Consider the following 25,309-nt stretch of genomic DNA (forward strand, 5'->3'; position numbering starts at 1 on the left):
GGCGTCGTCATCCCGGTGTGCGGGTGGGCAGAGTTGCCCGCTTCCTCAGCGGCCACCGGGCGTCTCGCCGCCGGGCGGCGGGGAGCCGGCTAGTGCGGTGATCAGGATGGGGGTCTCGCCGGGCGCCTCCGGGATGCGCTCGGTGCGCTCCACCTCGACGAAACCGGCCTTGGCGGCGACGGCGGCGGAGGCCTTGTTGGCCTCGTCGTAGCGGATCGCGACCCGCTCCACACCGGGCAGGGACAGGGCGATCCGGGTCAGCACCGACACCGCCGCGGTCATGTAGCCGCGGCCGGCCCACGGCGTCCGCATCCAGTAGCCGATCTCCAGCGTGCCCGGAGCCATCCGGGTCATCAGGCCGATCGAGCCGACCAGGTCGCCGACGGTCGTGAAGATCGCGTAGTTGAACTCGGTGCCGGCCGCCCAGTTGTCCAGCGACATCTGGATGAAGGAGCGGCTCTCGCCGAGCCCGTACCCGTCCTTGGCCCAGGGCAGGAAGGGCTTGAGCTCCGGCAGCGACTCGGCGATCGCGGCCGCCGCCTCGTCCGCCCAGGCCAGCTCCCAGCGCTTGAGGACGAGGTCGCCGGCGTTGATCATCTCCGGTGTTTCCATGGCGGTCACTCTGCTCGCCGCGCGTCCCGGGCGCAAACCGATTGGCGGACGGCCAGGCGGCCCGGGGCCGGCCGGGGTGGGCCTGCCGGCGCGTGGCGGGACGGTCAGGCGGCCCGGGGGTGGCGGGTGGGCTTGCCGGCGTACATGGCGGCGTCGGCCTGGGCGATCAGGGCGGTGCGGTCGAGCGGTGCGGACGGGGTGGAGCGGGCGGCCCCGATGGTGACACCGATCGAGACCGGGCCGGCCGGCAGCGGGATCGGGACGCTCAGCGCGCCGGTGACCCGCTCGCGCAGGCCGGCCACCTGGGCCTCGGTGCCGCCCTGGCAGAGCACCACGAACTCGTCGCCGCCGAGCCGGCCCACCGGGCGGTCCGGGCCGGCCACCTCGGTCAGCCGGGCCGCGACGGTACGGAGCACCTCGTCGCCGGCCGCGTGCCCGTACCGGTCGTTCACCGGTTTGAAGCCGTCCAGGTCGCAGAGCAGCACGGTGACCGGGTGCGGCCCGGCCAGCGCGCTGTCGATCTCGGCCATCATCTGCCGCCGGTTGACGAGGCCGGTCAGCTCGTCGTGCGAGGCCTGGTAGGCGAGCACCCGCTCGGCCCTCTCGCGCTGCCCGGAGAGCTGCCGGAAGCGGATCAGCACCAGCGGGATCACCAGCAGCGTGGCGATCGGCAGCTGCGGGCTGGCCGCCTGCGCGTCGCCGCGCAGCGCCTGCACCGCGGTGATCGCCGGGTTCACGCTGAGCGCCACCCCGAGCCAGCCGAGCCGGAACCGGCCCGCCGGTCGCTCGGCGACCGACGCCGGCTCCACCGCGGCCGGCGCGCCCGGATGCACGGCGCCGGCCGCGATGGTCAGGAAGGCGAGCAGCATCAGCGTCCCGGACCAGGCACCCCGGTGCGGCACCCCGAGCGCTCCGACGGTCAGCGCGGTACCGGTCAGCACCACGGTGAGCAGCAAGTAGCCGAGCGTGGTGCGGGCCGGGCCGTCGGCCGCCCCGGCCATCCGCAGCAGGCAGCCGGTCACCGCGCAGAGCACCAGCACGTCGGTCAGCACCTGCACCTGGCCGACCGGCGTGGCGCCGGCCGGCAGGTGCGGCTGGAAGACCCAGATCCAGAGCGCCCCACCGGCGCAGACGCCGACCATGGCGGCGTCGACGATGCCGCCGGCGTCAGCGCTCATCCGGTGCCGGACCGCCAGCGCGGCGCCGATCAGGAACAGTCCGTGCGCCGCGGCGAGCAGCAGGTCGGCCGGTCGTCCCTCGGCCCGGCCCAGGTGGCCGCCGACGATCCAGTACGGCCAGAGCAGCTGGCCGGCGAGGAGCAGCAGCAGCCCGCCGATGGCCACCAGCCAGGGCCGCCGGTGCGTCAGGTGCCCGGCCAGCAGAGCCATGCCGAACAGCGCGATGGAGACCATCACGACCAGCGTGTAGATCGCCGCGCGGGCACCCGGTGCGGCCAGGGCGAACCCGCCGCCCGCGCCGAGGGCGCAGATCAGGAAGCCGGCGTGGACGATCCACGCCGGCGCGGTGGCGTGTGGCCAGCGCATCCGGTCACCCCTCTCGGCTCGGCCGCCTCTCATCGGCGGGCCTGCCGACGATCTGAGCGAAGGGTACGGGCGGGGACTTCCCGGACGGAGAGGGTCCCCGCCAGCCGGGTCGTCCCGATCGCGACGGGCGGTGCGGGTGCCCTCGGACGAAAAGACGATATGCCCGAATTCGGGGGAAACCTACGGTAGATCCCGTCAGCCGATCCCCCGCTGAAGGGAGGTGCCTCGATGCGTGGTCGTACCTGGAGCTGAAGTCTCCCCGAGCGTGAGTCAGCCGATGTCGTGACGAGGGGAGTGCGCACGTGCGTAGCCGTAGCTGGGTCTGAGAATTCGCGATCGTGAGTCAGTCGATGCCGTGGTGAGAGGAGTCGTCGCATGCGTGGACGTAGCTGGGCCTGAGGCCTCTGCCGAAGTGGTGTGACCGTCAACGACGGCGGGCCGTCCCATCTGGACCTGGGACGACCCGCCGTCGACCTATGTGCAGGGAAGAATCGTTGTCCGAGAAGCCGGCCGGATATCGCGAGATCTTCGCGGTCCGCGAGTACCGCCACCTGTTCGCCGCCAACCTGCTGTCGCTGATCGGCGACCAGCTGACCGCTGTGGCGCTGTCCTTCCTGGTCTTCCAGCGGTCCGGCTCGGCGCTGCTGGCCGCGCTCGCCTTCGCCGGCGCCAACCTGACCTGGGTGGTCGGCGGACCGCTGCTCGCGGTGCTCGCCGATCGGCTGCCGCGCCGCCGGGTGCTGGTCGGGTGCGACCTGATCCGGGCCGCCCTGGTGCTGCTCATGCTGGTCCCCGGCCTGCCGGTGCCGCTGCTCGTGGGGATCGCCTTCACGGCGAACCTCTGCCGCCCGCCGTTCCAGTCGGCGCGCTCCTCGCTGCTGCCGGACATCCTGGCGGGCGATCGCTACCCGGTCGCCAACGGCCTGGACAACATCGTCGCCGAGGTCACCCAGGTGGCCGGGTTCGCGCTGGGCGGGCTGCTGGTCACCACCGGCTCGGCGCAGCTGGTGCTGGCCGCCGACGCGGCCACCTTCCTGGTCTCGGCCGCGCTGATCGGCACCGGTCTGCGCCGCTGCGCGGCGGCCAACCAGACCGCGCCGGAGCCGTCCGGATCGTGGTGGGCGGAGACCACAGCCGGCGTACGCGTGGTCTTCGCCGACCGCGCCCTCCGGTCCTACCTGCTGCTGTTCTGGCTGTCCTGCCTGGTCTACGGCACCGAGGGGGTGGTCGCCCCGCTCGCCGAGGAGTATGGCGGCGGGGCCCGTACCGGTGGCCTGCTGCTCGCGATGATGCCGGCCGGCGTGGCGATCGGCGGCGTGCTGCTCACCCGGTTCTGCCCGCCGGACACGCGCCGTCGCCTGATGCTGCCGCTGGCCGTGCTCACCGGGGCCGTGCTGCTGCCGATCGCGGCCCACCCGCCGCTGCCGGCGGTCCTGGTCCTGCTCTTCATCAGCGGGGTGGCCGGCGCGTTCAGCATCCCGCTCAACGCGCTCTTCGGCCGGGCTGTCCCGGCCGCCTACCGGGCGCGTGCCTTCGGCGTGGCGATGTCCGGGCTGTGCGCGGTGCAGGGCCTGGCCATGCTCGGGGCCGGCGCGGCGGCCGAGCGGGTCCGCCCGACCCTGGTGGTCGGCGGCGCCGCCCTGCTGGCGACGCTCGCCGTGCTCACCGTGGTCACCACCGCCGTCGGCGTCTTCGCCCCGGCCCGGCTACCGCGGCCGGAGCCGGCCGCGGCCTGAGAAGCCGTCGGTCGTCTCGACCGTGACCGGATGCGGCCCCGTCTCTCCGGCCGGAGCCGGCCGCGGCCTGAGAAGCCGCCGGTCGCCTCGACCGTGACCGGTTGCGGCCCCGTCTCTCCGGCCGGAGTCGAGCGTGGCCGGAAAGCCGGCGGGCGGCTCAGCCGAAGGTGGTCGGCTTGGTGGGGCAGCCGTTCGCGGCCTTCCACTTCTTGACCGCGGCCACCGGCGACTTGTTCTTCCCGGCCTTCCAGGAGTCCAGGAACGGCCACGGGTAGACGGTGCCGCGCTGGTTCCACCAGTCGCCGGAGCGCGCGCACGGCGGCGAGATGCCGAAGTGCAGGTGGCAGGCGCTGGCGTCGCCGGTGTCACCGGTGCGGCCGATGGTCTGGCCACCGGTGACCCGGGCGCCGACGGTCACCCCGGCGGCGATTTTCGACAGGTGCGAGCCGTAGTACCGCACCCCGTCGTCGCCGAGGATCGAGATGGACAGGCCGCCGCGGGTGGCGCCGGCGTTCACCGAGGCCTTCCACTTGTCGACGGTGCTGACGGCCAGCACCTCGCCGTCGGTGACCGCGCGGAACTTGTTGCCGCAGTCGGTGATCAGGTCGGTGGCCGGGTAGTCGTGGTGGGTGCGGGCGTAGGAGTTGTTGCCGACCACCGGGAAGAAGTACTTGACCGCCGTCGCCTTCTTCGACGCCGACGGGCTCGCGGTCGGCGATGGGCTGGCGCTGGCGCTGGCCGCCGGCGCGCTGCTCACCTCGCCGGTCGGTGCGGTCGCCGGGGAGGCCGGTGCGGTCGCGGCGGCCGACGCCGAGGCGGCCGACCCCTCGCTCACGAAGTACGGCTCCTCGCTCTTGCCGCCACAGGCCGTCAGTGCCAGCGCCGACATCATGGCCGCGGCTCCGGCCACGAACTTGCGCATCCTGCCGTCCCCTCATCCGCCGTCCGGCACCGCGGGCGCGACGCCGACCGCCCACTCTAGGGAACTCCGCGGCGCACGGCGACCCGGACTTGTCAGGATTTGCGCCACTGGTGCCATCACGGCCGGGGGCGGCGTGGGCCCTGAGCAGCGGATCGTCGGCGGAGGGGGCCGGGGACGGCGGCGGTCCGCCGTACCGTAAAGCGGCGGTCGTGCGCGGAAGCGGACCGGAAGATGGCGGCGGTCCGCCGTACCGTAAAGCGGCGGTCGTGCGCGGAAGCGGACCGGAACATGGCGGCGGTCCGCCGTACCGGAAAGCGGCGGGCACGGGCCGGGAGCGTCAGGCCGGGCGGGAGAGCGTCGTGATGATGCGGTCTATTTCGGCCAGAGCGTAGGCGGCGAGCCGTTCCTGGGCGGCTTTCGCGGCCGGGTCCGTCTCCTCCAGGTCGCCGAGGACGACGATGTTCTCGTCGTTGAGGGTGGCGGCCGGGGCGGTGTAGTTGAAGCTGCCGATGATGGTGAGTCGGCGGTCGATCACCATCAGCTTGTGGTGGATCTTCCGGACGCCGTTGCCGGGGGTGTTCTCGAAGAGGCTGGCGCCGGCGGCCTTGAGCGGCTCGGTGGCGGCCCAGCGCTGCGAGCCCTGCCCGCGGTCGAGGACGCCGCGCACCGGGATGCCGGCCCGGAGCATCCACTCCATGGTGTCGTCGATGCCCGACGACTGGGCGAAGGTGAACATCGCGAAGTCCACCCGCTCCCGCGCCTTCAGCATCTGCTTCATGATCTCCATCTCCGGGCCCTGCTCCGGGGCGAAGACCGGTTTGACCCGGATACCGCCGAGCCGGAACTCGCGCGGCCGGGGCTCGTGCCGCTCGTGCACGTCGCCGAAGGTGCCGCCGCGCAGCCGGGCGAACTCGGCGAGGTAGAGATCCGTCACTGTCTTGCCGTGCAGCACGACCACGTGGTTCAGGTTGTTGCCCGGCTTGTCCAACACGTCCGGCGGGTTGGTGCCGGTGTCGGTGTGGGTGAAGTTGGCGGAGCCGGTGAGCACCGCCGCGGTCGGTCTGCCGGGGTCCCGGACCATGAACTTCTGGTGGAAGATGTTCGGGTTCAGGTCCGTCACCAGGTCGATCCCGGCGCGCAGCAGCGCCGCGTGGATCACCCGGTTCCCCTCGTTCTCCCCGCCCGTCGCCCACGGGTCGGCGACCGGTTTCTCCTCCCGGAGGTAGTCGCCCTCCAGGATGACCTGCATCCTGACCCGCCGGGACCGGGCCGCCACTATCGCGTCGGCGATCAGCCGGGAGTCCAGCTCCTGCACGGCGACCAGCAGCCGGGTGGTCGCGCCGTCGATGAAGTCACGAATGACCGCGTCCAGGTCGTCCGGCCCGCCCAGCACCGGGGGACCCGCGTAGAACTCGATTCCGCCGAGGTCGGCACCCATGCGGTCAGTCTGCGCCCGAGTCCGCCGGCGGCCCATCGGCCGACCGCCGCACGGTCGGCTCCGATCATCCGGGCGGCCCGCCGGCTCCCGGTGCGCCGAGTGGGTTGACGGGGCGGCCCACCTCCGATACTCATGAGTAACAAAGCTCGGAAGGCTGGTGAGACGTCATGGCCGACGTGACCCGCACGGCGTATCGCACGTGTCCGCTCTGCGAGGCCGCCTGCGGCTTGGAGCTCACCGTCACCGGGGAGACCGTGACGGCGGTCCGCGGCGACCGCGAGCACGTCTTCAGCCACGGGTTCATCTGCCCCAAGGGCGCCACCTTCGGGCGGCTGGCCGAGGACCCGGACCGGCTGCGCCGGCCGATGATCCGGCGGGCGGACGGGCGGCACGAGGAGGTCTCCTGGGACGAGGCGTTCGCGGCGGTCGAGGCCGGCCTCCGGCCGATCGTCGAACGGTACGGTCCGCAAGCGGTCGCCGCCTACCTGGGCAACCCGAACGTGCACACGATGGCCGGCGGGCTCTACGTCACCCCGCTGCTCAAGGCGCTCGGCACCCGCAACATCTTCTCCGCCAGCACCGTCGACCAGATGCCCAAGCACGTCTCCTGCGGCTATCTCTACGGCAGCCCGCTCGCCATCCCGGTGCCCGACCTGGACCGCACCGACTTCCTGCTGATGCTCGGCGCCAACCCGTGGGAGTCCAACGGCAGCCTGGCCACCGCCGCCGACTTCCCCGGGCGGCTCAAGGCGATCCAGGCTCGCGGTGGCCGGTTCGTGGTGGTCGACCCGCGTCGCACCCGGACCGCCGAGCACGCCGACGAGCACCTGTTCATCCGGCCGGGCACCGACGCGTTCCTGCTCTTCGGGATGGTGCACACGCTGTTCGGTGAGGGGCTGGTCGAGCTCGGGCGGCTCACGCCGTACGTCAGCGGGGTCGATCTCGTCCGCGAGCTGGCCGCGAGTTTCCCGCCCGAAGAAGTCGCCGCGGTCTGTGATGTTCCGGCCGAGCGGATCCGCGGGCTGGCCCGCGAGCTGGCGGCGGCGCCGACGGCTGCGGTCTACGGGCGGATCGGCACCTGCACGGTGGAGTTCGGCACCCTGACCAGCTGGCTCGTCGACGTGCTCAACGTGCTGACCGGCAACCTGGACCGGCCCGGCGGCGTGATGTTCCCGCTCGCCGCGCACCTGCGGCCCGGCACCAAGCCGGGCGGCAGGGGTTTCACCGTCGGGCGCTGGCACAGCCGGGTGCGCGGGCTGCCCGAGGTGAAAGGCGAGCTGCCGGTCGCGGTGCTGGCCGAGGAGATCGACACACCGGGGGAGGGGCAGGTCCGGGCGCTGCTCACGGTCGCCGGCAACCCGGTGCTGTCCACGCCGAACAGCGGCCGCCTCGACCGTGCCCTGGCCGGCCTGGACTTCATGGTCAGCGTCGACCCCTACCTGAACGAGACCACGCGGCACGCCGACGTGATCCTGCCGCCGCTGGATCCGACCCGGAAGGGGCACTACGACTTCTCGTTCCTGGCCCTGGCGGTGCGGAACTTCGCGGCCTATTCGCCGCCGGTGCTCGCCGCCGAGCCGGACACGCTCGACGAGTGCGACATCCTGGCCCGGCTGATCCAGATCGTCACCGGCCGGTCCGGCGACCTGCACGAGGAGTTGCTGGGCGGGGCGCTGCGGAAGGTGGGCGAGGCGCTCGGCAAGGACGCCGCCGAGCTGCGGGCGCTGGTGACCGGGGACGGTCCGGCCGAGCGGCTGCTGGACGTGGCCCTGCGCACCGGGGCCTACGGTGACTGGTTCGGCGCCGTCCCGGAGGGGCTCTCGCTGGGACGACTGCTCGCCGCGCCGCACGGTGTCGACCTCGGCCCGCTCAAGCCGCGGATCCCGGAGGTGCTGCGGACACCGAGCGGGCTGATCGAGCTGTGCGCGCCGCCGCTGGCCGCCGAGACCGCGCGGCTGCGGGCGGCTCTCGACCGGCCGCGGCCCGGCCTGGTCCTGATCGGTCGCCGCCACCTGCGGTCCAACAACAGCTGGATGCACAACGTGCCGGCCCTGGTGAAGGGTAAGGACCGGTGCACGCTGCAGATCCACCCGGAGGACGCGGCCCGGCTGACGCTGGCCGACGGCATCGCGGCGGCGGTGACGTCGCGGGCCGGTTCGGTGGTGGCCCGGATCGAGGTCACCGACCGGGTGATGCCGGGAGTGGTGAGCCTGCCGCACGGGTGGGGGCATGACCTGCCGGGGGTACGGCTGGCGGTCGCGGCGGCCCATCCCGGCGTCAACACCAATGTGCTGACCGACGAGCTGGTGATCGACCCGCTCTCCGGGAACTCCGTGCTGAACGGGATCCCGGTCGAGGTCAAACCGGGCTGAGCGGTCATCCGGGGCCGGGCGGCAGCTGCCCGGCGCGCCGGGCGATGTCGGTGGCCGTCGCGGTGACCTGGGACGCGACCTCGTGCAGGCGCTCCCGGGCCGCCTGATCGGGGATGGCATCCGCGCGGCGGTGCATGGACGCCTCGGTCTCCTCCAGCTCCGCGGCTGTCGTACGCATGGTGTCGGCGGTGCGCTGCCGGGCACGTCGGTCCTGTCCGCTGCTCATGATCTCTCGGTACCCGCGCTGCCGCAGATCTCACCTTCATCGAAGTCTCGCCGGCCATGGACCTCGCGACCCAAAAAATCTCGGCGCCAAAGGCTAGATTTCTTGGCGAGGGATGGTTAGAGTTCTTGTTGTTGACAGCAGAGATCAGTTGACGACGCTGACGCGTGCAGGCCGAGCTACAGCAGGGCCCGGAGAGTTCGTGGCTCGCTCGACCGGCACACCTTGGGGCCTCAGTCGCCCCTGAGTGAGACAGCTCGTCGCACGTGGTGAGGCCATGAATTCGCGTGGGGCTTCGCCGCCGGCGAGCAGGCACGACAGCACCAAGGAAAGATCGCGAAACAGAGGAAAGGGAGGGCAGGACACCGTTGGATCGCCCGCCACCAGTTGGCGGACACCGCAGTTACCTTCGATGGAAAGGTGGTCTCCGGTCACGCTTATGCGATCCCCGCAGCCGCGGTCCTCGACGACAGCGGATGTGGATCTTGTAAGCCGGCGAACCTGCCGGTAGATGGTGTTTCAACCCGTAAACCCTGGGCCCCGGCGCGCAAGCGCCGGGGCCCTCGTCCATGGAGAGGTGTAAGTGGCCCAACCCGACGACATGTTCGGAGACGACGACTACCCCGCCTACACGATGGGCCGCGCCGCGGAGATCGTCGGCGCGTCGCAGGACTTTTTGCGGCGGCTCGACGAGGAGAGACTCTTCACCCCGTTCCGCTCGGCCGGCGGCCATCGGCGTTACTCCCGGTACCAGCTGCGGCTGGCCGCCCGGGCGCGGGAGATGGTGGACCAGGGCACCGCTCTGGAAGCGGCCTGCCGGATCATCATTCTCGAGGATCAGCTCGAAGAGGCACTTGAGGAGAACCGCAGACTCCAGGGGGAAGAGCCGTCGGGGAGGCGGGATTCCTAGCCCTGGTCGGTCTGGCGGAGGCTGCTTTCTAGTCCTGGTCGGTCTGGCGGAGGCTGCTTTCTAGCCCTGTTCGGTCTGGCGGAGGCTGCGCAGGGCGGTGAGGAAGACGGGCAGGTTGTCGCCGAGGCCGGCGAAGAAGGCGGCGTCACAGGCCTCCACCGCGATCACCGCCCGGTTGGCGAGGTCGCGCCCAGCCTCCGTGACGGCGACCGCCCGGGCGCGCCGGTCCGTGGGATGCGGTGGCCGATGCACCAGCCCGCGGCTCTCCAGGGTGCGCAGCACCTGGGAGGTCATCATCGGGTCGGTGGCGGCCATGCCGGCCAGCGCCTTCTGCGTCACCGGGCCGGACGCCTGCAGGTAGGTCAGCGTCGCCAGCAGCACGAACTGCACGTGGGTGATGTCGAACGGCTTCAGCGCGGCCCGCTGGGCGGCCTGCCACCGGTTGGTGACCTGCCACAACAGCAGGCCGGGGCTGTCGTCGGCGCTCTCGTGCGCGGTGGCCAGGCTCATGCCACCCGGGCCGCGCGCATGGCATCGTGGATGCGCGCGAAGTCGGCGCCGGTGAGCTCGACGAGGCCACGGCGCAGCTGCACGCCCCAGCCGGGCTGGGCGGTGAGGTCCAGTCCCAGGGACCGGATCGGTGTCTCGATCACGTCCGGAAGGTAGTCGATCCGGCGCCGCCACGGGTGGAAGTCGCCCTCGTGCGCCTGCCAGATCTCGTCGTCGGCGACCACGCCGAGCGCGGTGAACGCCTGCAGCGGAGCCCCGTCGCGCAGGCTGGTCCGCGGGGAGTAATAGGCCAGCCAGTCGCCGGGCGCCAGCCGGGCGAGCCCGTCCCGCTTGCCGTGCCCGAGCTGGGCGATGCCGAGGCGGGTGCCGCGCTGAACGTGGTCGCGGCACACCACGCCGAGCCAGTGCCTCATGCCGTGACTCCCGCCGTGCGCGCGGCCGCCGCCAGCCGGCTGAGGTCGCCGTCGAGACCGCGCGCGATCCCCTTGCCGAGAACGGCGCTCCAGAAGAACGCGAGCGGCCCCTCGATGCTGACCCGCACGGCGACGGTGGTCCGGCCGCCGTCCTCGGTCACCAGGTGCTGGAACGTCAGCCGCGCGCCGAGCAGCAGGGAGACGTCGGTGAACTCGCGTCCGGGAACGAGCGACGTGACGACGAAACGGGTGACCGGGCCGCCCTTGGGCTTCAGCTGGCCGGTCGCGCCGGTGCGGAAGGGGCCGTCGAGGCGGACCCACTCGGTGTCGGTGTTCCACTCCGGCCAGGTGGCCATGTCGGCCCAGCGCTCGAAGAAGGCCTGGGCAGGGATGTCGGTGCTGATCTGAGCGGTGGCGATGGTCTTCATGGGAAATAGTATGCGCGCTTAGTATCTGGCCGTCAAGCGGCGGGTTCGCTTCGGCCTGCGGTCCACCCTCTTTCGGTACGCCTGCAGCGCTCCTCCTCTTGCCGCCTTCCTCGCGCCTTGGTGTGCCTGTCTTCTTGCGGTGGTCTTGGGGCCTGCCGTGTCTCTCTTCTTGTGGTGGTCTCGGGGCCTGCCGTGCCTCTCTTCTTGTGGCGGTCTCGGGCCTTGCCGGGCTGCGTCCCATGTCCTGCTTGTGTCGTTTGCCGCTCCTTGCCCCGTGTTTCGCTGTGTCTCGGGCCCTCCCTCAATCGCCTGAATCAACGCCCCCTTCTCTTGCGACGCGGACAACTGGCTCGTGCAATTGTGGAAAGTTGCTGTTGAGATTCCTTGGATTGGCATGATCGGGCACTGACGAGGGAGATTTGGGGGCGGAATAATGGACGCATGAGGCAGTTGTCGTTGTTCGGCAGGGTGGAACTCGCGACGATGCGGGACCGGACTGCGGCGCGCAATTATTCACCCGCGAAAGAGGAGTTTCGGCGCGAGCACGAGCGGCAGCGCGCATGGGGGCTGCGTCGTCGCCATGCCGAGAAACTGCGACGGCTCGGTTACGCCGATGCCGAAGGGCTAGCTGCCGCCATCCATGGGCCGGGGCCGACCGGGGTGCGGTCGGTCGGGCCGCAGGTTGCTGGGGTGCGGTTGGCTCGGCTACGGGCCACCGAGTCGCGGTCGGTCGGGCCGCAGGCCGCTGGGGTGCGGTTGGCTCGGCTACAGGCCACCGAGTCGCGGTCGGTCGGGCCGCAGGCCGCTGGGGTGCGGTTGGCTCGGCTACAGGCCACCGAGTCGCGGTCGGTCGGGCCGCAGGCCGCTGGGGTGCGGTTGGCTCGGCCGCAGAGCATTGCGCCACGGTGCGGTGCCGCCACGCGCGTTGCGCGGCACTGTGACGCGGACGTGGCTGGTGAGGGCACATGCGGTGGCATCACTCGGTCGATGCCACGGTTACCCATGTCCGCGCCGGCCGCGCCGCCCGTGCCCGTGCCGCTCGTGCCGCCCGTGTCTGCGCCGCCCGCGCCGCCCGTGCCCGTGCCGCCCGTGCCGCCCGTGCCGCCTGCGCCGCCCGCGCCGCCCGTGCCCGTGCCGCCCGTGCCGCCCGTGCCGCCTGCGCCGCCCGCGCCGCCCGCGCCGCCCGTGTCTGCGCCGCCCGCGCCGCTCGTGCCTGCGCCGCCCGCGCTGGTCGCGCCGCTCCCGTCCCGGCCGCTCGTGCCGCTCGTGCCGCTTGCGTCCGTGCCGCTCTTGCCGGCTGCGTCCGGGCGGTCGGTGGGTGGATGCGATTGCTGTTGGTCACGGATGGCTGCGGGCTCGGGTGGTTATGTGATGAATGAGGGTGGTCGCTGTGGGCGGGTGGGAAAGGTGACACGAAATGTATTCGGTGACTGCCGGGTTCGCGGTTCTCCCTGTCGTGTGGTCAGGGATGGAAAAATTGGTTCTTTGGCTTGGTTGGATAGGCTGTTTTGCGGCTATCCGGATGTTGATGCGCATTATGTAGGGTCGGTATGTAACCGTGCCCTGGAGGGGGCGCTTCGGGGAATCGGGTCGGTGCCGTCGGTGGTGATGGCTCCCGCCGCCCACGGGACTGGGTGGGCGGCGGGAGCTGTGTCGGTGGGGGAGAGGGCGGGGGTGTCAGGGGCGCATCTCGTAGGCGGCTACCAGGGAGAGGACCTGGTTCCAGACGGTGGTGGTCCGGGCTTCGCTGGGGACCGGGCGGCGGATGGTGGACAGGGCCCAGGTGGCCTGCTCCTCGGTGGTGGCGGATTTGCCGTGCAGGTCGGTGGCGTGGGCGGAGAAGTCACGGACCAGGACGGCGAAGATCTCGTCCAGCAGGTGAGTGTCGACGTTGGTGAGTTCGGCCTGCTCCAGGATCAGGTGGCCGTAGACGACCAGGGCGAACAGCTGACCCACCGAGAGCAAGAAGTCCAGGTCGGCGTGCTGCTCCTTGGCGACGTTCAGCCGGCACAGGGCGTCGGCCTGCTCGCGGAAGGCGGCCACGTTCGGCAGGTGGGCGAAGCGGTCGTAGGCGATCCGCCAGTCGTGGAAGCGGATGGCGCCGAGGCCGCGGGCCGGGCCCTGGCGGAACAGGAACTCGTCGTCGGCCGGGTCGACGCGGGTCGGCACCGGCTCGTAGGCGACCGGGTCGTGCAGGTAATTCGGCATGAACTTGAGGATCAGCGCCAGGTTGACGTGCACCGTGCCCTCGAGTTTCGGCAGGCCGCGGATGTCCATGGCGGCCTTGTCGAAATAGGTGTCCGCTTCGAAGCCCTTCGCCGCGATGACGTCCCACATCAGGTCGATGACCCGCTCGCCCTCGGTGGTGACCTTCATCTTGGTCATCGGGTTGAAGAGCAGATAGCGCCGGTCGTCCGGGCCGGCCGAGCGGAAGTAGTCGACGGCCCGGTCGCTGAACAGCTTCATGGCGACCAGCCGGACGTACGCGTCGGCCAGCTCGCGCCGCACGTGCGGGAAGTCGGTGACCGGCTTGCCGTACAGGATCCGCTGGTGGGCGTGGGTGACCGCCTCGTACATGGCGTGCTCGCAGATGCCGATGGCGGCGGTGCACAGGTTGAACTTGCCGACGTTCACCGTGTTCAGCGCGGCGTCGAAGGCGTCCTGCCCGGTGTGCAGGATGTCCTCCTCGCGCACCGGGTAATCGCGCAGCTCGAACGTGCTGACGTACATCTGCTTGTTCACGACGTTCTTGATCAGGTGGTAGTTCGGGTGGCGGCTGTCGGCCGTGAAGAAGACGTAGCCGTCCGGGGTCTTCCCGAACACCGACACCAGCCCGGCGACATTGCCGTTGCCGATGTAGTACTTCGTGCCATTGGCGACATATCCGGAATCGGTCGGCGTGAGGACCATGTCGGTGGAGTAGATGTCGGCGCCATGGGCCCGCTCGGACAGCCCGAAAGCCATCACGTGCCCCTGGTCGAGCAACTCGGCGGCGCGGGCGCGGGCCGCGGCGTTGGCGCTCTGCCAGACCGGGCCGAGACCCAGCACGGTGACCTGCCAGACATACCAGTAGTCCAGGCCGTAGAACCCGAGGATCTCGCTGAGCGCGGCGTTGCGGGCGGTGTCCCACCGCTTGTCACCGGAGCCGGAGCCGGAGGCGGAACTGGAACTGGAGGCGAGGCCGGAGCCGGAGCCGGCCGGCGTCATGAACGTGGCGAACAGCTTCTCCTTCGCGGCGAAGGCCAGGAAGTCGTCGTACCAGGACCGGTTGATGTACCTGTCGATCAGCGCCTTCTTGCCGCGCTCCTCGAAGAAGTCGACGGTGGCCCGCAGCAGTCGGCGGGTCTCCGCGTCGAACTGATCGAAGTCGGTCGTGTTCGGGTTGAACAGCACTGTTCAGGATTCCTTCCGCAGTTCGGTCAGGACTTCGTCCAGCCAGTCGAGCAGCATCCGCTCATAGGCGATGCCGCCGCGCAGCACGACGTGCTGAAGCCGCTGACCGGTGGTCAGTGATGAGATGTCGGGGAAGTCGCGCTTCTCCCCGGCGAGATAGCGGGCCAGCAGATCCTCGTGCTCGGTCCGGTAGCGCGTCACCTCGTCGATCAGCGCCGCCCGGCCGGCCGCGTCGTCGAAGGCGGCCCCGCGCACCTTCACGGCCAGGTCGTGCCGCACCGCCTCGGGCTGCACCGGCTCGTGCAGCCAGGCGGTGAGCACGTCCCGGCCGGTCGCCGAGACGGTGAAGTCGCGTTTGTCCGGCTTGCCCTCCTGGCCGATCTCGACGGCGGTGACCCAGCCGTCCGCCTCCATCCGCTTCAGCACCCGATAGATCTGCTGGTGGGTGGCGGTCCAGAAGCGGCCGATGGACCGCTCGAACCGGCGGGCCAGCTCATATCCGGATCCGGGCTGCTCCAGCAGGGAGACCAGGATCGCGTGCTCCAGCGCCATGTCTGGCATCCTGCTATGCAATTCGTTGCATAGCAAGGCGCGGGTCGCGGCGGGACGCGAGCGATCAGAACGTCGAGCCCTCCGCCGCCTTCGTGAGCAGCAGCGGAGGCGGGGTGAACCGATCGCCGTAACGCGCGGCCAGTTCCCGGGTCGGCGCACGGGAAGCAGAGGCCGGCGGACAGGATGCCGCGGTCGTTGGACGGGAAGCGGAGGCCGGCGGACAGGATGCCGCGGTCGTTGGACGGGAAACGGAGGTCGGCGGACGGGACGCCGCGGTCGTTGCACGGGAAGCGGAGGTCGGCGGACGGGATGCCGCGGGCATTGGACGGGACGCCGAGGTCGGCGGGCGGGGCGCCGGCACCCGTTCGGGAGAAGGCGGACGGGCCGGGCCAGAGTCCGGTGCGCTTGCCGTCGGCGTACTCGTAAAAACCCGCACCGGTCGAGCGGCCCCCGCGCCCGAACTCGTCGATCATCCGGTCCAGGGCCGGATCCGCGGGATGCGGCCGCTAGGCGTTGCCCAGCGCCGCGGCCGTCTCGTCGAGCCCGGCCCGCGCGCACACCTCGGCGATGCCGGCAGCCATCATCCCGGCGCCGGCGTCGTACACGTACGCCTTGGTGGATCCGGGCTTCCATCGATGTTGGCGTGTGATTTTCGATTAACTTGTTCATCGGTTTCCGGCTGCTGTCAAGGCTCTTCACACGGCGCGATCCGCGGAATACTGTGCCGACATGGAGGACGGTCTCTTTCCCGGCGACGCGGTGATCCGCCGGGTGGCGGGTGAGAGTCTGCTCCTGGCCGGCGGCGGCCGGGCGACGCTGCTGCAGGTCGCGCACCCCGCCGTCGCCCAGGGGGTGTACGAGCACAGCGACTTCGCCGAGCGCCCGCTGGACCGGTTGCGGATCACGCTGAGCTACGTCTACGGCGTCCTCTTCGGAACCCGGGACGAGGCCCGGGCGATCAGCCGGGCGGTCAGCGCCAGGCACCGCCGGGTCACCGGACCCGGATACGACGCCGCCGACCCCGATCTGCAGGTGTGGGTGAACGCCACGCTGTTCGACACCGCGACACTGCTCCACCAGCGTGTCTTCGGTCCGCTGTCACCGGCCGAGCTGGACGTCTGCTATCGGCAGTACAGCGTTCTGGCCACCTCGATCGGCTGTCCCGAGGACGCCTGGCCGGCCTGCCGGGCCGCATTCCGGCGCTACTGGGACCACATGATCGACACCATTGCGGTCGGTGAGCCGGCCCGGGAGATCGCCGCCGCGGTGCTCCGTCCGGCGCATCTGCCGGTCGCGCTGCGTCCCGGCATCCCGGTCAACCGGTTCGTCACCGTGGGCCTGCTGCCCGGGCCGATCCGGGACGGGTACGGCTTCACCTGGACGGCGCGGCAGCAGCGCCGGCTCGACCGCGTCCTGTCCGTCACGTCGGCCGTCTACCCACGTGTGCCGCGGCGCCTGCGACAGGTGCTCAAGGATCACTACCTCAGAGATCTTCGCCAACGACTGGCTCGTAGGAGGCAACCGAGATGGACTCCTCGCTCGCCCAGCGGTGCGCCGATACCGCCCGGGGCCTGACCGTTCCCGCTCTGCTGCACCGCAACGCCACCGAGTTCGGCGGCCTGCCGGCGCTCAGCACGCTGGGCGTACCGGGCACCCTGAGCTGGCGCGAGCTGCGTGACCGGGTCGCCGCGACCGCCGGTGGCCTGGCCGAGCTCGGTCTGCGCGCCGGCGACCGCATGCTGATCATGATGGCCGGCCGGGTCGAGCACTGGGTGGTCGACCTGGCCGCCGTGCACCTGGGAGCCATCCCGTCCACCGTCTACGCCACCCTCGCGCCGGCTCAGCTGCGCTACCTCGCCCAGCACAGCGGCGCCCGGATCCTGATCCTCGAGAACGAGGCCGACCTGGCCAGGTGGACCCCGCTGCCGCCGCACGTGGAACACGTCCTGGTGCTCGACCGGGACCTGCCGGGGCTCGCCGCGCGGCCGGCCGACCCGGAGACGTTCGTGAAGACCTGGCGTGCCGTCCGGTCCGACCAGCCGGTCACCCTGCTCTACACCTCGGGCACCACCGGCGATCCGAAGGGCGTGGTGCTCACCCACCACAACGTGATCTACCAGTCGGTGGTCCTGGAGGCGACGGTGCCGACGCCCGACCACGCGCGGTCGCTGGCGTACCTGCCGCTCGCGCACATCGCGGAACGGATGCTCGGCATCTACAACGCGATCTACCGCGCCGGGCACGTCACCATCTGCCCCGACCCGGCGCAGCTGCTCGCCGGGCTGGTCAGCGTCCGGCCGGTCGCGTTCTTCGGGGTGCCGCGGATCTGGGAGAAGTTCGTGGCCGGCATCCAGGCCCAGCTCGCCGCGGCCGAACCGGCCGTCCGCAACGCCGTGGAGACCGCCCGCGAGGTGGCGTTGCAGGCCTACAAGCTGCGCGAGGCCGGCCAGCCGTTGCCGCCGGAGCTGTCCACCCGGCTGAACCTGGTGGACACCCGGGTGCTGCGGCCGCTGCGGGCCCGGCTCGGCCTGGACAACGTGCTGTGGCCGGGCAGCGGCGCCGCGCCGATCCCGGTCGACGTGCTGCTCTATCTGGCCGGCATCGGCATCGACGTGCTCGAGGTGTGGGGGATGACCGAGACCACCGGGACCGCCACCCTCAACACCCCGGACGGCTTCCGCACCGGCACTGTCGGCCGGGTCAACCCGGGGATGGAGCTCAGGCTGGCCGAGGACGGCGAGATCCTGGTCCGCGGGCCGCTGGTCTGCGCCGGCTACCTGCGCCCGGACGGCGGCGTCGAACCGGTCACCGACGCGGACGGGTGGCTCGCCACCGGCGACGTCGGCACGATCGACGCCGACGGGTTCCTCACCATCACCGACCGCAAGAAGGAACTGATCATCAACTCGGCCGGCAAGAACATCGCCCCGGCTCAGATCGAGAACCTGCTGCGGGCCCACCCGCTGATCGCCCAGGCGGTGGCGATCGGCGACCGGCGTCCCTACGTGACGGCGCTGATCGTGCTCGACGAGGAGACCGTACCCGCGTGGGCCGCCCGGCAGGGCCTGACCGAGACGTCGCTCGCCGCGCTGGCGACGCATCCCGCCCTGCTCGCCGAGATCACCGCGGCGGTGGCCGCCGCCAACCACCGCCTGGCCCGGCCGGAGCAGGTGAAGCGCTTCCACGTGCTGCCCAACGGCTGGACGCCGGAGACCGGCGAACTGACCCCGACCCTCAAGCTGCGCCGCCGTGTCGTCCAGGATCGCTACGCGGACGCGATCGACGCGCTCTACGCGGCCTGAATCCGTCGCCGCGGTCCCGGCGTGCCGCAGCCCTGCCCAGCGCGAGCCAAACCCACGGCTGGCGCCCATGGTGGTGTCGCGGGCCCGGATACCACCGTCACGGCCAGCCGTGGGTTGTGGCTGGCGTCCATGGTGGTGTCGCGGGCCTGGATGCCACCGTCACGGCCAGCTGCGGGTTGGGCTGGACGGGCGGGGCGGTTGGCCGGGCGCGGGGTCAGGGGTGGCGCAGGTGCTCGGCCGGGAAGTCGGCGGCGGGCGGTGGGGCGCCGAGGTCGGCGGGCCGGTAACCGGTGGGGTAGCCCGGGTAGGTGCGGTTGCGCGGGGAGACGCCGAGCACCGAGGCCCGGCGGGGTGGGAAGAAGCGCAGGGCCAGGGCCCGGGCCCGCAGGCCGAGGTGGCCGAGGGCGCCGACCCAGCGCGGGGCGGGCTGGAAACCGAAGGCGCGCAGCATCGGCTCGTCGAGCATGCCGCGTACGGCCAGGCGGACCGCGGGGCGCAGGACGGCGGGGAACCACGCGGCGAACAGGCCGACCGTGTACTCGCCGACCTGACGGTTCGTCTCGGTGAAGACGAACCGCTCGCGCTCGTACCGCTGCTTGAACGCCCGGAACTCGGCGAAGCCGGCCGGGATGTCGCGGATGCCCATCCGGCGGCCCACCTCGCGGTAGTAGTGGAACGCGGCGAGCCGTTCGTGGTCGTGCGGCGGGCGCCAGCCGTACTTGTCGAGCCAGTCGAGCGGGTCGTAGATGAACGTGGACAGCACGTAGCGCATGTCGTCGTCGCTGATCGCGAACCGGCCGTGCGCGCGGTTGACGACCTTGAGGGCCTCCCGGCCGCGCGGCGAGTCGTACCCGTGCGCGGCGATCTCGGCCATCAGCAGGGACGTGTCGTCGTACCGCCGCTGTGGCCGGTCGCGGAACTCGCCGGTGGCCGCGAGCAGCGCCGAGATGCTCGGCACGCAGTACGTCCGGAACAGCGCGAACTCCAGCGCCCGGGTGTAGTCCCAGGGGAACTCCCGGCCCGCGGACAGCTGATAGATCTCCAGGTGGTCACGTTCCGGGTCCAGCCGGGCGATCCGGTCCCGCAACTCCCAGCGTCGGCGCGGCATCAGTCGATCATCTCCTTGACCCGGTACGGCGGGCGCGGCGGTCCTCGCGGACCGGCGTCAGTAGTTTGATATTCGACAATGTGACCGGATGCGGCCGCAACTGTCCGACGAGGTGGCCGCCGCGCTGCGCGGCCGGATCATGTCCGGTGAGCTGCGGCCCGGCGCCCGGGTGCGGCTCGAGGAGGTGGCCGCCCAGCTCGGCGTCAGCATCACCCCGGTCCGGGAGGCGCTGCTCCGGCTCGCCGCCGATCGCAGGACCAGCGAGATCGAACAGCTGGAGTACGCCTTCCCTCGCACCGTCAACCGGATGGCGCAGGCCCGGAAACTGAGCTGGTTCCCGCACGTGGCGACGCGGTACACGCCGGCTCGCTGCTATGCCGCCGACCCGGGGTGGCCGCGCTGGTGTCGGCGATCTACGGCGGGACCAGCGAGATCCAGCGGGACATCAGCGGCAAGACGTTCGGTCTCTGAGGGCCTCGCCGGCGCTCAGTTGCCGTACTCCTCGACGATCTGGGCCGCCGGGCCGGCGTTCCAGTACACCGTGATGACCGAGGCGTGCGACGGGCCGGTGAGCCGCGCGACGACGAGCGTGTTGCTGCGCCGGGTCACCGTCAGCACGTGATCCGGCAACGGGTCGGCGCCGACCACGTCGATCCGGGACGCGGAGTAGGCGACGATCACGTCACCGCCCTCCGCCTCCACCCGGTAGCGCGGGCGCTCGTCGGGCGCCGACGGCGACGGGCTCGCCGAGGGGCTGGCCGGCGCCGTGCGGGACGGCGACGGCCGTGGGGTCGCCGGTCGGGTGGTCGCCGGGCTGGACGGCTTGCGGTGCGGGCGGGCCGACGAGTGGCTGGGTCGCGGGGCGGCCGGCGAGGCCGACGGCAGGGCGTCGGCGACCCCGAACCGGACCTCGGTGTACCGGCGGTTGACGTCGATCGCCACGGGTGCCTCGTCGGTGAGCGCGGGCGCGACGCCGAGCTGGACACCGAGCCACGAGACGGTGACGGCGGCGGCCGCGGCGGACAGCCACGCGATGACGAATCGCCAGCTACGGCCCACGATGATGTCCCTTCTTGCCGGTCGATAGATTGAGCTCATGGCGTACGTGCTGGTGATCGAGGATGATCAGGACATCCGGGAGGCGATCGACCGGCTCCTGTCCATGGCGGGGCACGTCGTGCGGCTGTGCGGGACCGCGCTCGACGGGCTCCGCGAGCTGACCCGCCAGCGTCCCGACGTGGTGGTCCTGGACCTGAACCTGCCCGACCTCGACGGCGCTGCGGTGCTGCGCGGCATCCGGTCGACGTCCTCGGTGCCGGTGGTGGTCGCCACCGCCCGGGGCGCGGAGAGCGAGATGATCCGGCTGTTGCGCGCCGGCGCCGACGACTACGTGGTGAAGCCGTACTCCGCCGAGCAGCTGGAGGCGCGGATCGCCGCGGTGCTGCGGCGCGGTGGCGGGCCGGCCGGCACCACGCTGACGGTGGGCGGGCTGGAGCTCGACCCGGAGGGGCGTACCGCCTCGCTCGACGGCGCGCCGCTGCAGCTCTCCCGGCTGGAGTTCGACCTGCTGGCGTACCTGATGCGGCGGGCCGGCAAGGTGGTCACCCGGCGTCAGGTGCTCGACGACGTCTGGGGTCCGGAGGGCCGCTCGCCGGAGACCGTCGACGTCCACGTGACCTGGCTGCGCCGCAAGCTCGGCGAGCGGGCGGCCGCGCCACGGTACCTGCACACCGTGCGCGGGGTGGGCATCCGCCTGTCCGCACCGGAGGCCACCGCCTGAACTAGGCCGTGTTTCGGAGTCCGGCCACAGCCCCGGTCGGATTCCGAAACACCTAGCGGGCATGCGCGCCGCCGAGCCGTCGCCACAGTCCGGTGCGGGGTTCCTCGGCGGGCGCGTCGTCGCCGGCCACCCCCAGCGTCAGCACGACCCGGGCGCCGCCCAGCTCGCCGCGGCCGACGGTGAGCTCACCACCGGTGTCGGCGGCGAGCCGCCGGGCGATGTCCAGACCCAGCCCGGTGGAGTCGGCGCCGCTGGCGCCGCGGGACATGGCGGCCTCGGCGTCCCGGAAACCCGGGCCGGCGTCCTCGACGACGACCGACACCCGGTCCGGTCCGGGCTCCACCGACACCCGGCAGGCGGCGGTCTCCGGGGTGTGGTGGAAGACGTTGCCCAGCAGGACGTCGAGCGCCTCGGCGACCATCGAGAAGGCGGCCGGCACGGTGATCCCGGACGGTGGCGGCTGCGTCTGCCACGGCCGGCCCTGATCCTCGGCGAGCGCACCCCAGAACGCCGTCCGGTCGGTCACCACGGCGCCCAGGTCGCAGCGCAGCCGGGGCCGGGCCGCCAGCGGACGGGCGGCCTCGACGATCACGGCGTTGATCTCCTGTTCCAGCCGGTCGACCATCCGCGCCTGGCGATCGCGATCGGGTCCGGCGGGCAGCGTCTCGGTGTTCAGCCGCAGCGCTGTCAACGGCACCCGGAGCCGGTGGGACAGGTTGGCGGCGAGGGCTCGCTCGGTGGCCAGCAACTCGGTGAACCGGTCGGCGAGGACGTTCAGCGCGCCGCCGACGTCCTCGATCTCCCGGGGGCCGCTCGGCCGTACCCGGGCGTGCAGGCTGCCCGCCCCGAGCGCGGTGGCCGTCCGGGCCAGATCCCGGCTGGCCCGGACCACCCGGGCGGCGAGCCGGTCGGCCAGCAACGTCGAGACCCCGACCAGGACTAGCGCTTCGCCGATCAGCACCAGCCAGGCCAGGCCGACGCCGGCGCGCAGCGAGGCGGCCGGCACGTAGACCTCGATCACCGCGATCTGTCCCTCGGGCAGCGCCACCGGCCGCAGGTACACCCGGCCTCCGGTGACCTCCACGGTGGCGGTGAGCTGCTGCTGGCGTACGCGTACGACGACGGTCTGCGGCACGCGCGAGGTGCCCACCGTGCCGAGCGTGGGCAGGTGCGCCGCCAGCTGCCCGTGCTTGCCGGCCTCGGTACTCATGATCGAGTTGAGCACCAGGCCCCGGTCGGTGGCGACCACCAGTACCGCCGACAGCCCGAGGGCCTGCCGCTCCGCCTCCCGCATGGCGCGGTCCCGGACCGCGGTGCGCACCAGCATGGCGAGCGGGATGACGAACGCCAGCGCCACCAGTGTCGTCACCGCGAGGGCTACCCAAACGTAACTGCGTCTCATTCACCGACCACCGCTAATGGAAAGATCAGGTGCTGACCATAGCGGCCCGCGGCGATCACCGCGCGATTGTCACCGGCGGTACCTTAAGGGCACCGGAAGAACGGCTATCGGTGCGATCACGGACCGGCCCGCAGGTCTGCCCTGGTGACCGGTGACGACACCGGCACTTGTCGTCGATGTCCGGCCTCGGCTCGATAAAGCTTGGCGAAAGCCCTCCGTAAGACGCTGAACCCCAGCCTTATCGATGATTAAGCATTTCTTAAGCGAGTTGACGCGGCCATTCCGGTGGCCGAAAACTGGCTGCGCTCGGCAGACGAGCGCACTCCCCTCACTTCGCGACGGCGGGACGACCGGGCAACCCGGGCATCGGCGCCGCGATCACTCGCGCAAGGAGCACCGTTGAAGCACAAAGTCGCGCTGGCGACCGGGATAGCGGCGGTCACCGTCGCCGGATCCCTGGCCCTCACCATGCCGGACGGGAACGCCGCCACCTCGCCGGCGACCAAGGCCGCGGCCACCCCCGCCGACCCGGTCCCGACGGCTGTTGCCACCTCCCGGGCGACGTCCTCGGCGGCCGCGCTGGTGGCGAAGAAGCCGAAGCTGTTCTTCAAGAGCGGCCACGACGAACTGAAGCGGCGCCAGGTGGTCAGCCAGGCCGGCCTGCAGTACGTCTCCTACACCCGCTCCTACCAGGGCCTACCGGTCGAGGGCGGCGACGCGGTGGTGGTCACCGACGCCAGCGGCGCGGTGCTCGGCAACTACGTGGCCCAGGACCAGGCGCTGTCGGTCGGCACCAAGGCGAAGATCTCGGCCAAGGCGGCGACGCGTGCCGCCCGCAAGCAGCTCGCCAAGGTCGACTCGGTGGACGGCAACACGCTCAAGGTGATCGCCCGGGAGGCGGGTGTCCTGGCGTACGAGGTGGTCCTCTCCGGACGCAAGCGGGTCGAGGGCGAGCTGGTGCCCAGCCACCTGCATGTGTTCGTCGACGCGAGCACCGGCAAGGTCCTCGGCGACCTGACCCGCGACGACGTGGTGGACGCCACCGGGCACGGCGCGTACTACGGCAACGTGACGATCAGCACCACCGGCTCCGGCGGGCAGTTCACCATGAGTGACCCGACCCGTCCCGGGCTGGCGTGCGGCGGGCAGAACGGCACCCCGTTCACCAGCACCACCGACACCTGGGGCACCGGCAACGCCACCGACCAGGTCACCGGCTGCGTCGACGCGATGTACACCGTGTCGCAGGAATGGAACATGCTGCGGGACTGGCTGGGTCGCGACGGTATCGACGGCAACGGCCGCGCCTTCCCGATCCGGATGGGCCTGCAGGACGTCAACGCGTTCTGGAACGGCTCCCGGGTGGAGATCGGGCACTCCAGCGACAACCGGCGGCTGCTCACCGTCATGGACGTGCTGGGCCACGAGTTCGGGCACGCCATCAACCAGTTCACCCCGGGCGGCTCGAGCAGCGGCAACGAGGCCGGCGGCCTGAACGAGTCCACCGGCGACATCTTCGGCGCGCTGACCGAGTTCTTCGCCAACGACTCGCACGACTCCCCGGACTACACGGTGGGCGAGCTGGCCAACCTGACCGGCAACGGGCCGATCCGCAACATGGCCGACCCGTCGAAGCTGGGCGACCCGAACTGCTTCTCCAGCGCCATCCCGAGCACCGAGGTGCACGCCGCGGCGGGCCCGCAGAACCACTGGTTCTACCTGCTCGCCGAGGGCAGCCGGCCCACCGACGGGCAGCCGGCCAGCCCGACGTGCAACAACAGCACGGTGACCGGCCTCGGCATCCAGAAGGCCGGCAAGATCTACATGGCCACGCTGATGCGCAAGACCAGCGGCTGGACGCACGCGAAGGCCCGGGCCGCCTCGGTGGCCGCGGCGGCGCAGCTGTTCGGCAACGGCACCGAGTGCGCGACCGTCAAGGCGGCGTGGAACGCGGTGAGCGTTCCGGCAGCGGCGGGCGAGCCGACCTGTGCCGGTGGTCCCACCACCAGCCCCACTGCCACGCCGACCGCCACCAGCTCGCCGACCGGCGCCCCGACCGGTTCGCCGACCGCCGCGCCGTCCGGTGACTGCCAGACCGGCTTCTCCTCGCACGACAACGGCGCCATCGCGGCCGGTGCGACGGCGGTGACCGACACGTTCACCGCGGGCGGCGGGCGGCACACCGCCTGCCTGGCCGGTCCGTCCGGGACCGACTTCGACCTCTACCTGGACAAGAACGTCAGTGGACGGTGGACGAACGTGGCCCGTGCCACCGGTGAGACGGCGCGGGAGAATCTCACGTACACCGGCACCGCCGGCACCTATCGCTACCGGGTGGTTTCCTATGCCGGGGCCGGCAACGCCGTGCTCGGCTGGAACGCGCCCGCCTGACGCCGATCAACCAGGTCTGACCGGGGTGGCTTTCGCGCCACCCCGGTCAGGCCTGGCCGCACGATGAGGATGGAGGATGCCGAGGTGCGACAGACGCGCCTTTCCGTGGTCGTGGTGGCGCTGCTTCTCGGTGGCGTTGCCGGATGCGCGGACCGAGATCAGAGTTCCGCTTCGGCGTCGGCGCCTTCCGCGGCGGCCGCTTCCGCGCCGGTCTCCGCTGAGCCGGTCGTTTCGGCGCCGGCGTCCGCTGAGCCGGTCGCTTCGGCGCCGGCG

General features: G+C 71.7%; 20 protein-coding genes. 8 read left to right on the plus strand and 12 right to left on the minus strand.

Annotated features, from left to right (window positions below; genetic code table 11):
• Positions 1–45 precede the first annotated feature (45 nt).
• Entirely contained in the window at positions 46–612 is a 567-nt protein-coding gene (locus Actob_RS10680) for a GNAT family N-acetyltransferase (protein WP_284919916.1), read from the minus strand.
• Positions 613–716: 104 nt separating this feature from the next.
• Complete coding sequence (locus Actob_RS10685; protein ID WP_284919917.1) at positions 717–2,156, minus strand: GGDEF domain-containing protein; 1,440 nt, start codon at positions 2,154–2,156, stop codon at positions 717–719.
• Between the two features lie 494 nt (positions 2,157–2,650).
• Here Actob_RS10685 and Actob_RS10690 point away from each other — a divergent pair, with 494 nt between their 5' ends.
• A complete protein-coding gene (locus Actob_RS10690) occupies positions 2,651–3,892 on the plus strand; it encodes an MFS transporter (protein WP_284919918.1) in 1,242 nt (413 codons plus the stop codon).
• Positions 3,893–4,049: 157 nt separating this feature from the next.
• Here Actob_RS10690 and Actob_RS10695 read toward each other — a convergent pair whose 3' ends face one another.
• Together Actob_RS10695 and Actob_RS10700 are read right to left on the minus strand one after the other, a co-directional pair.
• A complete protein-coding gene (locus Actob_RS10695) occupies positions 4,050–4,814 on the minus strand; it encodes a M23 family metallopeptidase (RefSeq protein ID WP_284919919.1) in 765 nt (254 codons plus the stop codon).
• Positions 4,815–5,151: 337 nt separating this feature from the next.
• Entirely contained in the window at positions 5,152–6,252 is a 1,101-nt protein-coding gene (locus Actob_RS10700) for a phospholipase D-like domain-containing protein (protein ID WP_284919920.1), read from the minus strand.
• Between the two features lie 167 nt (positions 6,253–6,419).
• On the opposite strand from Actob_RS10700, the gene Actob_RS10705 reads away from it, so the two are divergent.
• Positions 6,420–8,624, plus strand: coding sequence for a molybdopterin oxidoreductase family protein (locus Actob_RS10705; RefSeq protein ID WP_284919921.1), 2,205 nt, complete (start codon positions 6,420–6,422; stop codon positions 8,622–8,624).
• A gap of 4 nt (positions 8,625–8,628) precedes the next feature.
• Here the strand turns inward: Actob_RS10705 and Actob_RS10710 are convergent, their stop codons facing one another.
• The gene (locus Actob_RS10710; RefSeq protein WP_284919922.1) at positions 8,629–8,850 is read right to left on the minus strand and encodes a hypothetical protein; all 222 of its coding nucleotides are present in this window, start codon (positions 8,848–8,850) and stop codon (positions 8,629–8,631) included.
• A gap of 598 nt (positions 8,851–9,448) precedes the next feature.
• On the opposite strand from Actob_RS10710, the gene Actob_RS10715 reads away from it, so the two are divergent.
• The gene (locus Actob_RS10715) at positions 9,449–9,757 is read left to right on the plus strand and encodes a MerR family transcriptional regulator (RefSeq protein ID WP_407653698.1); all 309 of its coding nucleotides are present in this window, start codon (positions 9,449–9,451) and stop codon (positions 9,755–9,757) included.
• 60 nt (positions 9,758–9,817) lie between these two features.
• Here the strand turns inward: Actob_RS10715 and Actob_RS10720 are convergent, their stop codons facing one another.
• The 5 genes from Actob_RS10720 to Actob_RS10740 form a co-directional block, all read right to left on the minus strand.
• Entirely contained in the window at positions 9,818–10,267 is a 450-nt protein-coding gene (locus Actob_RS10720; protein ID WP_284919924.1) for a MarR family winged helix-turn-helix transcriptional regulator, read from the minus strand.
• Positions 10,264–10,680 (minus strand): EVE domain-containing protein, encoded by a 417-nt coding sequence (locus Actob_RS10725; RefSeq protein WP_284919925.1) that lies wholly within the window; start codon positions 10,678–10,680, stop codon positions 10,264–10,266. Before Actob_RS10725 ends, Actob_RS10720 begins: the two co-directional genes overlap by 4 nt.
• Entirely contained in the window at positions 10,677–11,108 is a 432-nt protein-coding gene (locus Actob_RS10730) for an SRPBCC family protein (protein ID WP_284919926.1), read from the minus strand. Before Actob_RS10730 ends, Actob_RS10725 begins: the two co-directional genes overlap by 4 nt.
• 1,677 nt (positions 11,109–12,785) lie before the next feature.
• A complete protein-coding gene (locus Actob_RS10735; protein WP_284919927.1) occupies positions 12,786–14,501 on the minus strand; it encodes an acyl-CoA dehydrogenase in 1,716 nt (571 codons plus the stop codon).
• Between the two features lie 3 nt (positions 14,502–14,504).
• Positions 14,505–15,053: a PadR family transcriptional regulator gene (locus Actob_RS10740; protein ID WP_284919928.1), complete on the minus strand. Its 549-nt coding sequence runs from the start codon at positions 15,051–15,053 to the stop codon at positions 14,505–14,507.
• Positions 15,054–15,782: 729 nt separating this feature from the next.
• On the opposite strand from Actob_RS10740, the gene Actob_RS10745 reads away from it, so the two are divergent.
• On the plus strand, positions 15,783–16,628 hold the full coding sequence (locus Actob_RS10745; protein ID WP_284919929.1) for an oxygenase MpaB family protein: 846 nt from the start codon (positions 15,783–15,785) through the stop codon (positions 16,626–16,628).
• A complete protein-coding gene (locus Actob_RS10750) occupies positions 16,580–18,355 on the plus strand; it encodes an AMP-dependent synthetase/ligase (protein WP_284919930.1) in 1,776 nt (591 codons plus the stop codon). The genes Actob_RS10745 and Actob_RS10750 overlap by 49 nt, the downstream gene beginning before the upstream one ends.
• 214 nt (positions 18,356–18,569) lie before the next feature.
• On the opposite strand, the gene Actob_RS10755 is transcribed toward Actob_RS10750, so the two are convergent.
• Positions 18,570–19,463 (minus strand): oxygenase MpaB family protein, encoded by an 894-nt coding sequence (locus Actob_RS10755; RefSeq protein WP_284919931.1) that lies wholly within the window; start codon positions 19,461–19,463, stop codon positions 18,570–18,572.
• A gap of 88 nt (positions 19,464–19,551) precedes the next feature.
• Here Actob_RS10755 and Actob_RS10760 point away from each other — a divergent pair, with 88 nt between their 5' ends.
• Positions 19,552–20,085 carry a GntR family transcriptional regulator gene (locus tag Actob_RS10760; protein ID WP_284919932.1) on the plus strand — a complete coding sequence of 178 codons (534 nt, stop codon included), beginning with the start codon at positions 19,552–19,554 and terminating at the stop codon, positions 20,083–20,085.
• A 483-nt stretch (positions 20,086–20,568) separates the two neighbouring features.
• Positions 20,569–21,243 carry a response regulator transcription factor gene (locus tag Actob_RS10765; protein ID WP_284922290.1) on the plus strand — a complete coding sequence of 225 codons (675 nt, stop codon included), beginning with the start codon at positions 20,569–20,571 and terminating at the stop codon, positions 21,241–21,243.
• Positions 21,244–21,295: 52 nt separating this feature from the next.
• Here the strand turns inward: Actob_RS10765 and Actob_RS10770 are convergent, their stop codons facing one another.
• Entirely contained in the window at positions 21,296–22,612 is a 1,317-nt protein-coding gene (locus tag Actob_RS10770) for a HAMP domain-containing sensor histidine kinase (protein ID WP_284919933.1), read from the minus strand.
• A gap of 432 nt (positions 22,613–23,044) precedes the next feature.
• Here Actob_RS10770 and Actob_RS10775 point away from each other — a divergent pair, with 432 nt between their 5' ends.
• Positions 23,045–25,036 (plus strand): M4 family metallopeptidase, encoded by a 1,992-nt coding sequence (locus Actob_RS10775; RefSeq protein WP_284919934.1) that lies wholly within the window; start codon positions 23,045–23,047, stop codon positions 25,034–25,036.
• The last annotated feature ends 273 nt before the right edge of the window (positions 25,037–25,309 follow it).

This window comes from Actinoplanes oblitus (assembly GCF_030252345.1).
In the GTDB taxonomy this organism is placed as follows: domain Bacteria; phylum Actinomycetota; class Actinomycetes; order Mycobacteriales; family Micromonosporaceae; genus Actinoplanes; species Actinoplanes oblitus.

Excerpts from the sequence above, each read along its gene's own strand:
- Actob_RS10680 (WP_284919916.1), bottom strand. The coding sequence starts at position 612 with ATGGAAACACCGGAGATGATCAACGCCGGCGACCTCGTCCTCAAGCGC.
- Actob_RS10685 (WP_284919917.1), bottom strand. The coding sequence starts at position 2,156 with ATGCGCTGGCCACACGCCACCGCGCCGGCGTGGATCGTCCACGCCGGC.
- Actob_RS10695 (WP_284919919.1), bottom strand. The coding sequence starts at position 4,814 with ATGCGCAAGTTCGTGGCCGGAGCCGCGGCCATGATGTCGGCGCTGGCA.
- Actob_RS10700 (WP_284919920.1), bottom strand. The coding sequence starts at position 6,252 with ATGGGTGCCGACCTCGGCGGAATCGAGTTCTACGCGGGTCCCCCGGTG.
- Actob_RS10705 (WP_284919921.1), top strand. The coding sequence starts at position 6,420 with ATGGCCGACGTGACCCGCACGGCGTATCGCACGTGTCCGCTCTGCGAG.
- Actob_RS10710 (WP_284919922.1), bottom strand. The coding sequence starts at position 8,850 with ATGAGCAGCGGACAGGACCGACGTGCCCGGCAGCGCACCGCCGACACC.
- Actob_RS10715 (WP_407653698.1), top strand. The coding sequence starts at position 9,449 with ATGTTCGGAGACGACGACTACCCCGCCTACACGATGGGCCGCGCCGCG.
- Actob_RS10720 (WP_284919924.1), bottom strand. The coding sequence starts at position 10,267 with ATGAGCCTGGCCACCGCGCACGAGAGCGCCGACGACAGCCCCGGCCTG.
- Actob_RS10725 (WP_284919925.1), bottom strand. The coding sequence starts at position 10,680 with ATGAGGCACTGGCTCGGCGTGGTGTGCCGCGACCACGTTCAGCGCGGC.
- Actob_RS10730 (WP_284919926.1), bottom strand. The coding sequence starts at position 11,108 with ATGAAGACCATCGCCACCGCTCAGATCAGCACCGACATCCCTGCCCAG.
- Actob_RS10740 (WP_284919928.1), bottom strand. The coding sequence starts at position 15,053 with ATGGCGCTGGAGCACGCGATCCTGGTCTCCCTGCTGGAGCAGCCCGGA.
- Actob_RS10745 (WP_284919929.1), top strand. The coding sequence starts at position 15,783 with ATGGAGGACGGTCTCTTTCCCGGCGACGCGGTGATCCGCCGGGTGGCG.
- Actob_RS10750 (WP_284919930.1), top strand. The coding sequence starts at position 16,580 with ATGGACTCCTCGCTCGCCCAGCGGTGCGCCGATACCGCCCGGGGCCTG.
- Actob_RS10755 (WP_284919931.1), bottom strand. The coding sequence starts at position 19,463 with ATGCCGCGCCGACGCTGGGAGTTGCGGGACCGGATCGCCCGGCTGGAC.
- Actob_RS10760 (WP_284919932.1), top strand. The coding sequence starts at position 19,552 with ATGCGGCCGCAACTGTCCGACGAGGTGGCCGCCGCGCTGCGCGGCCGG.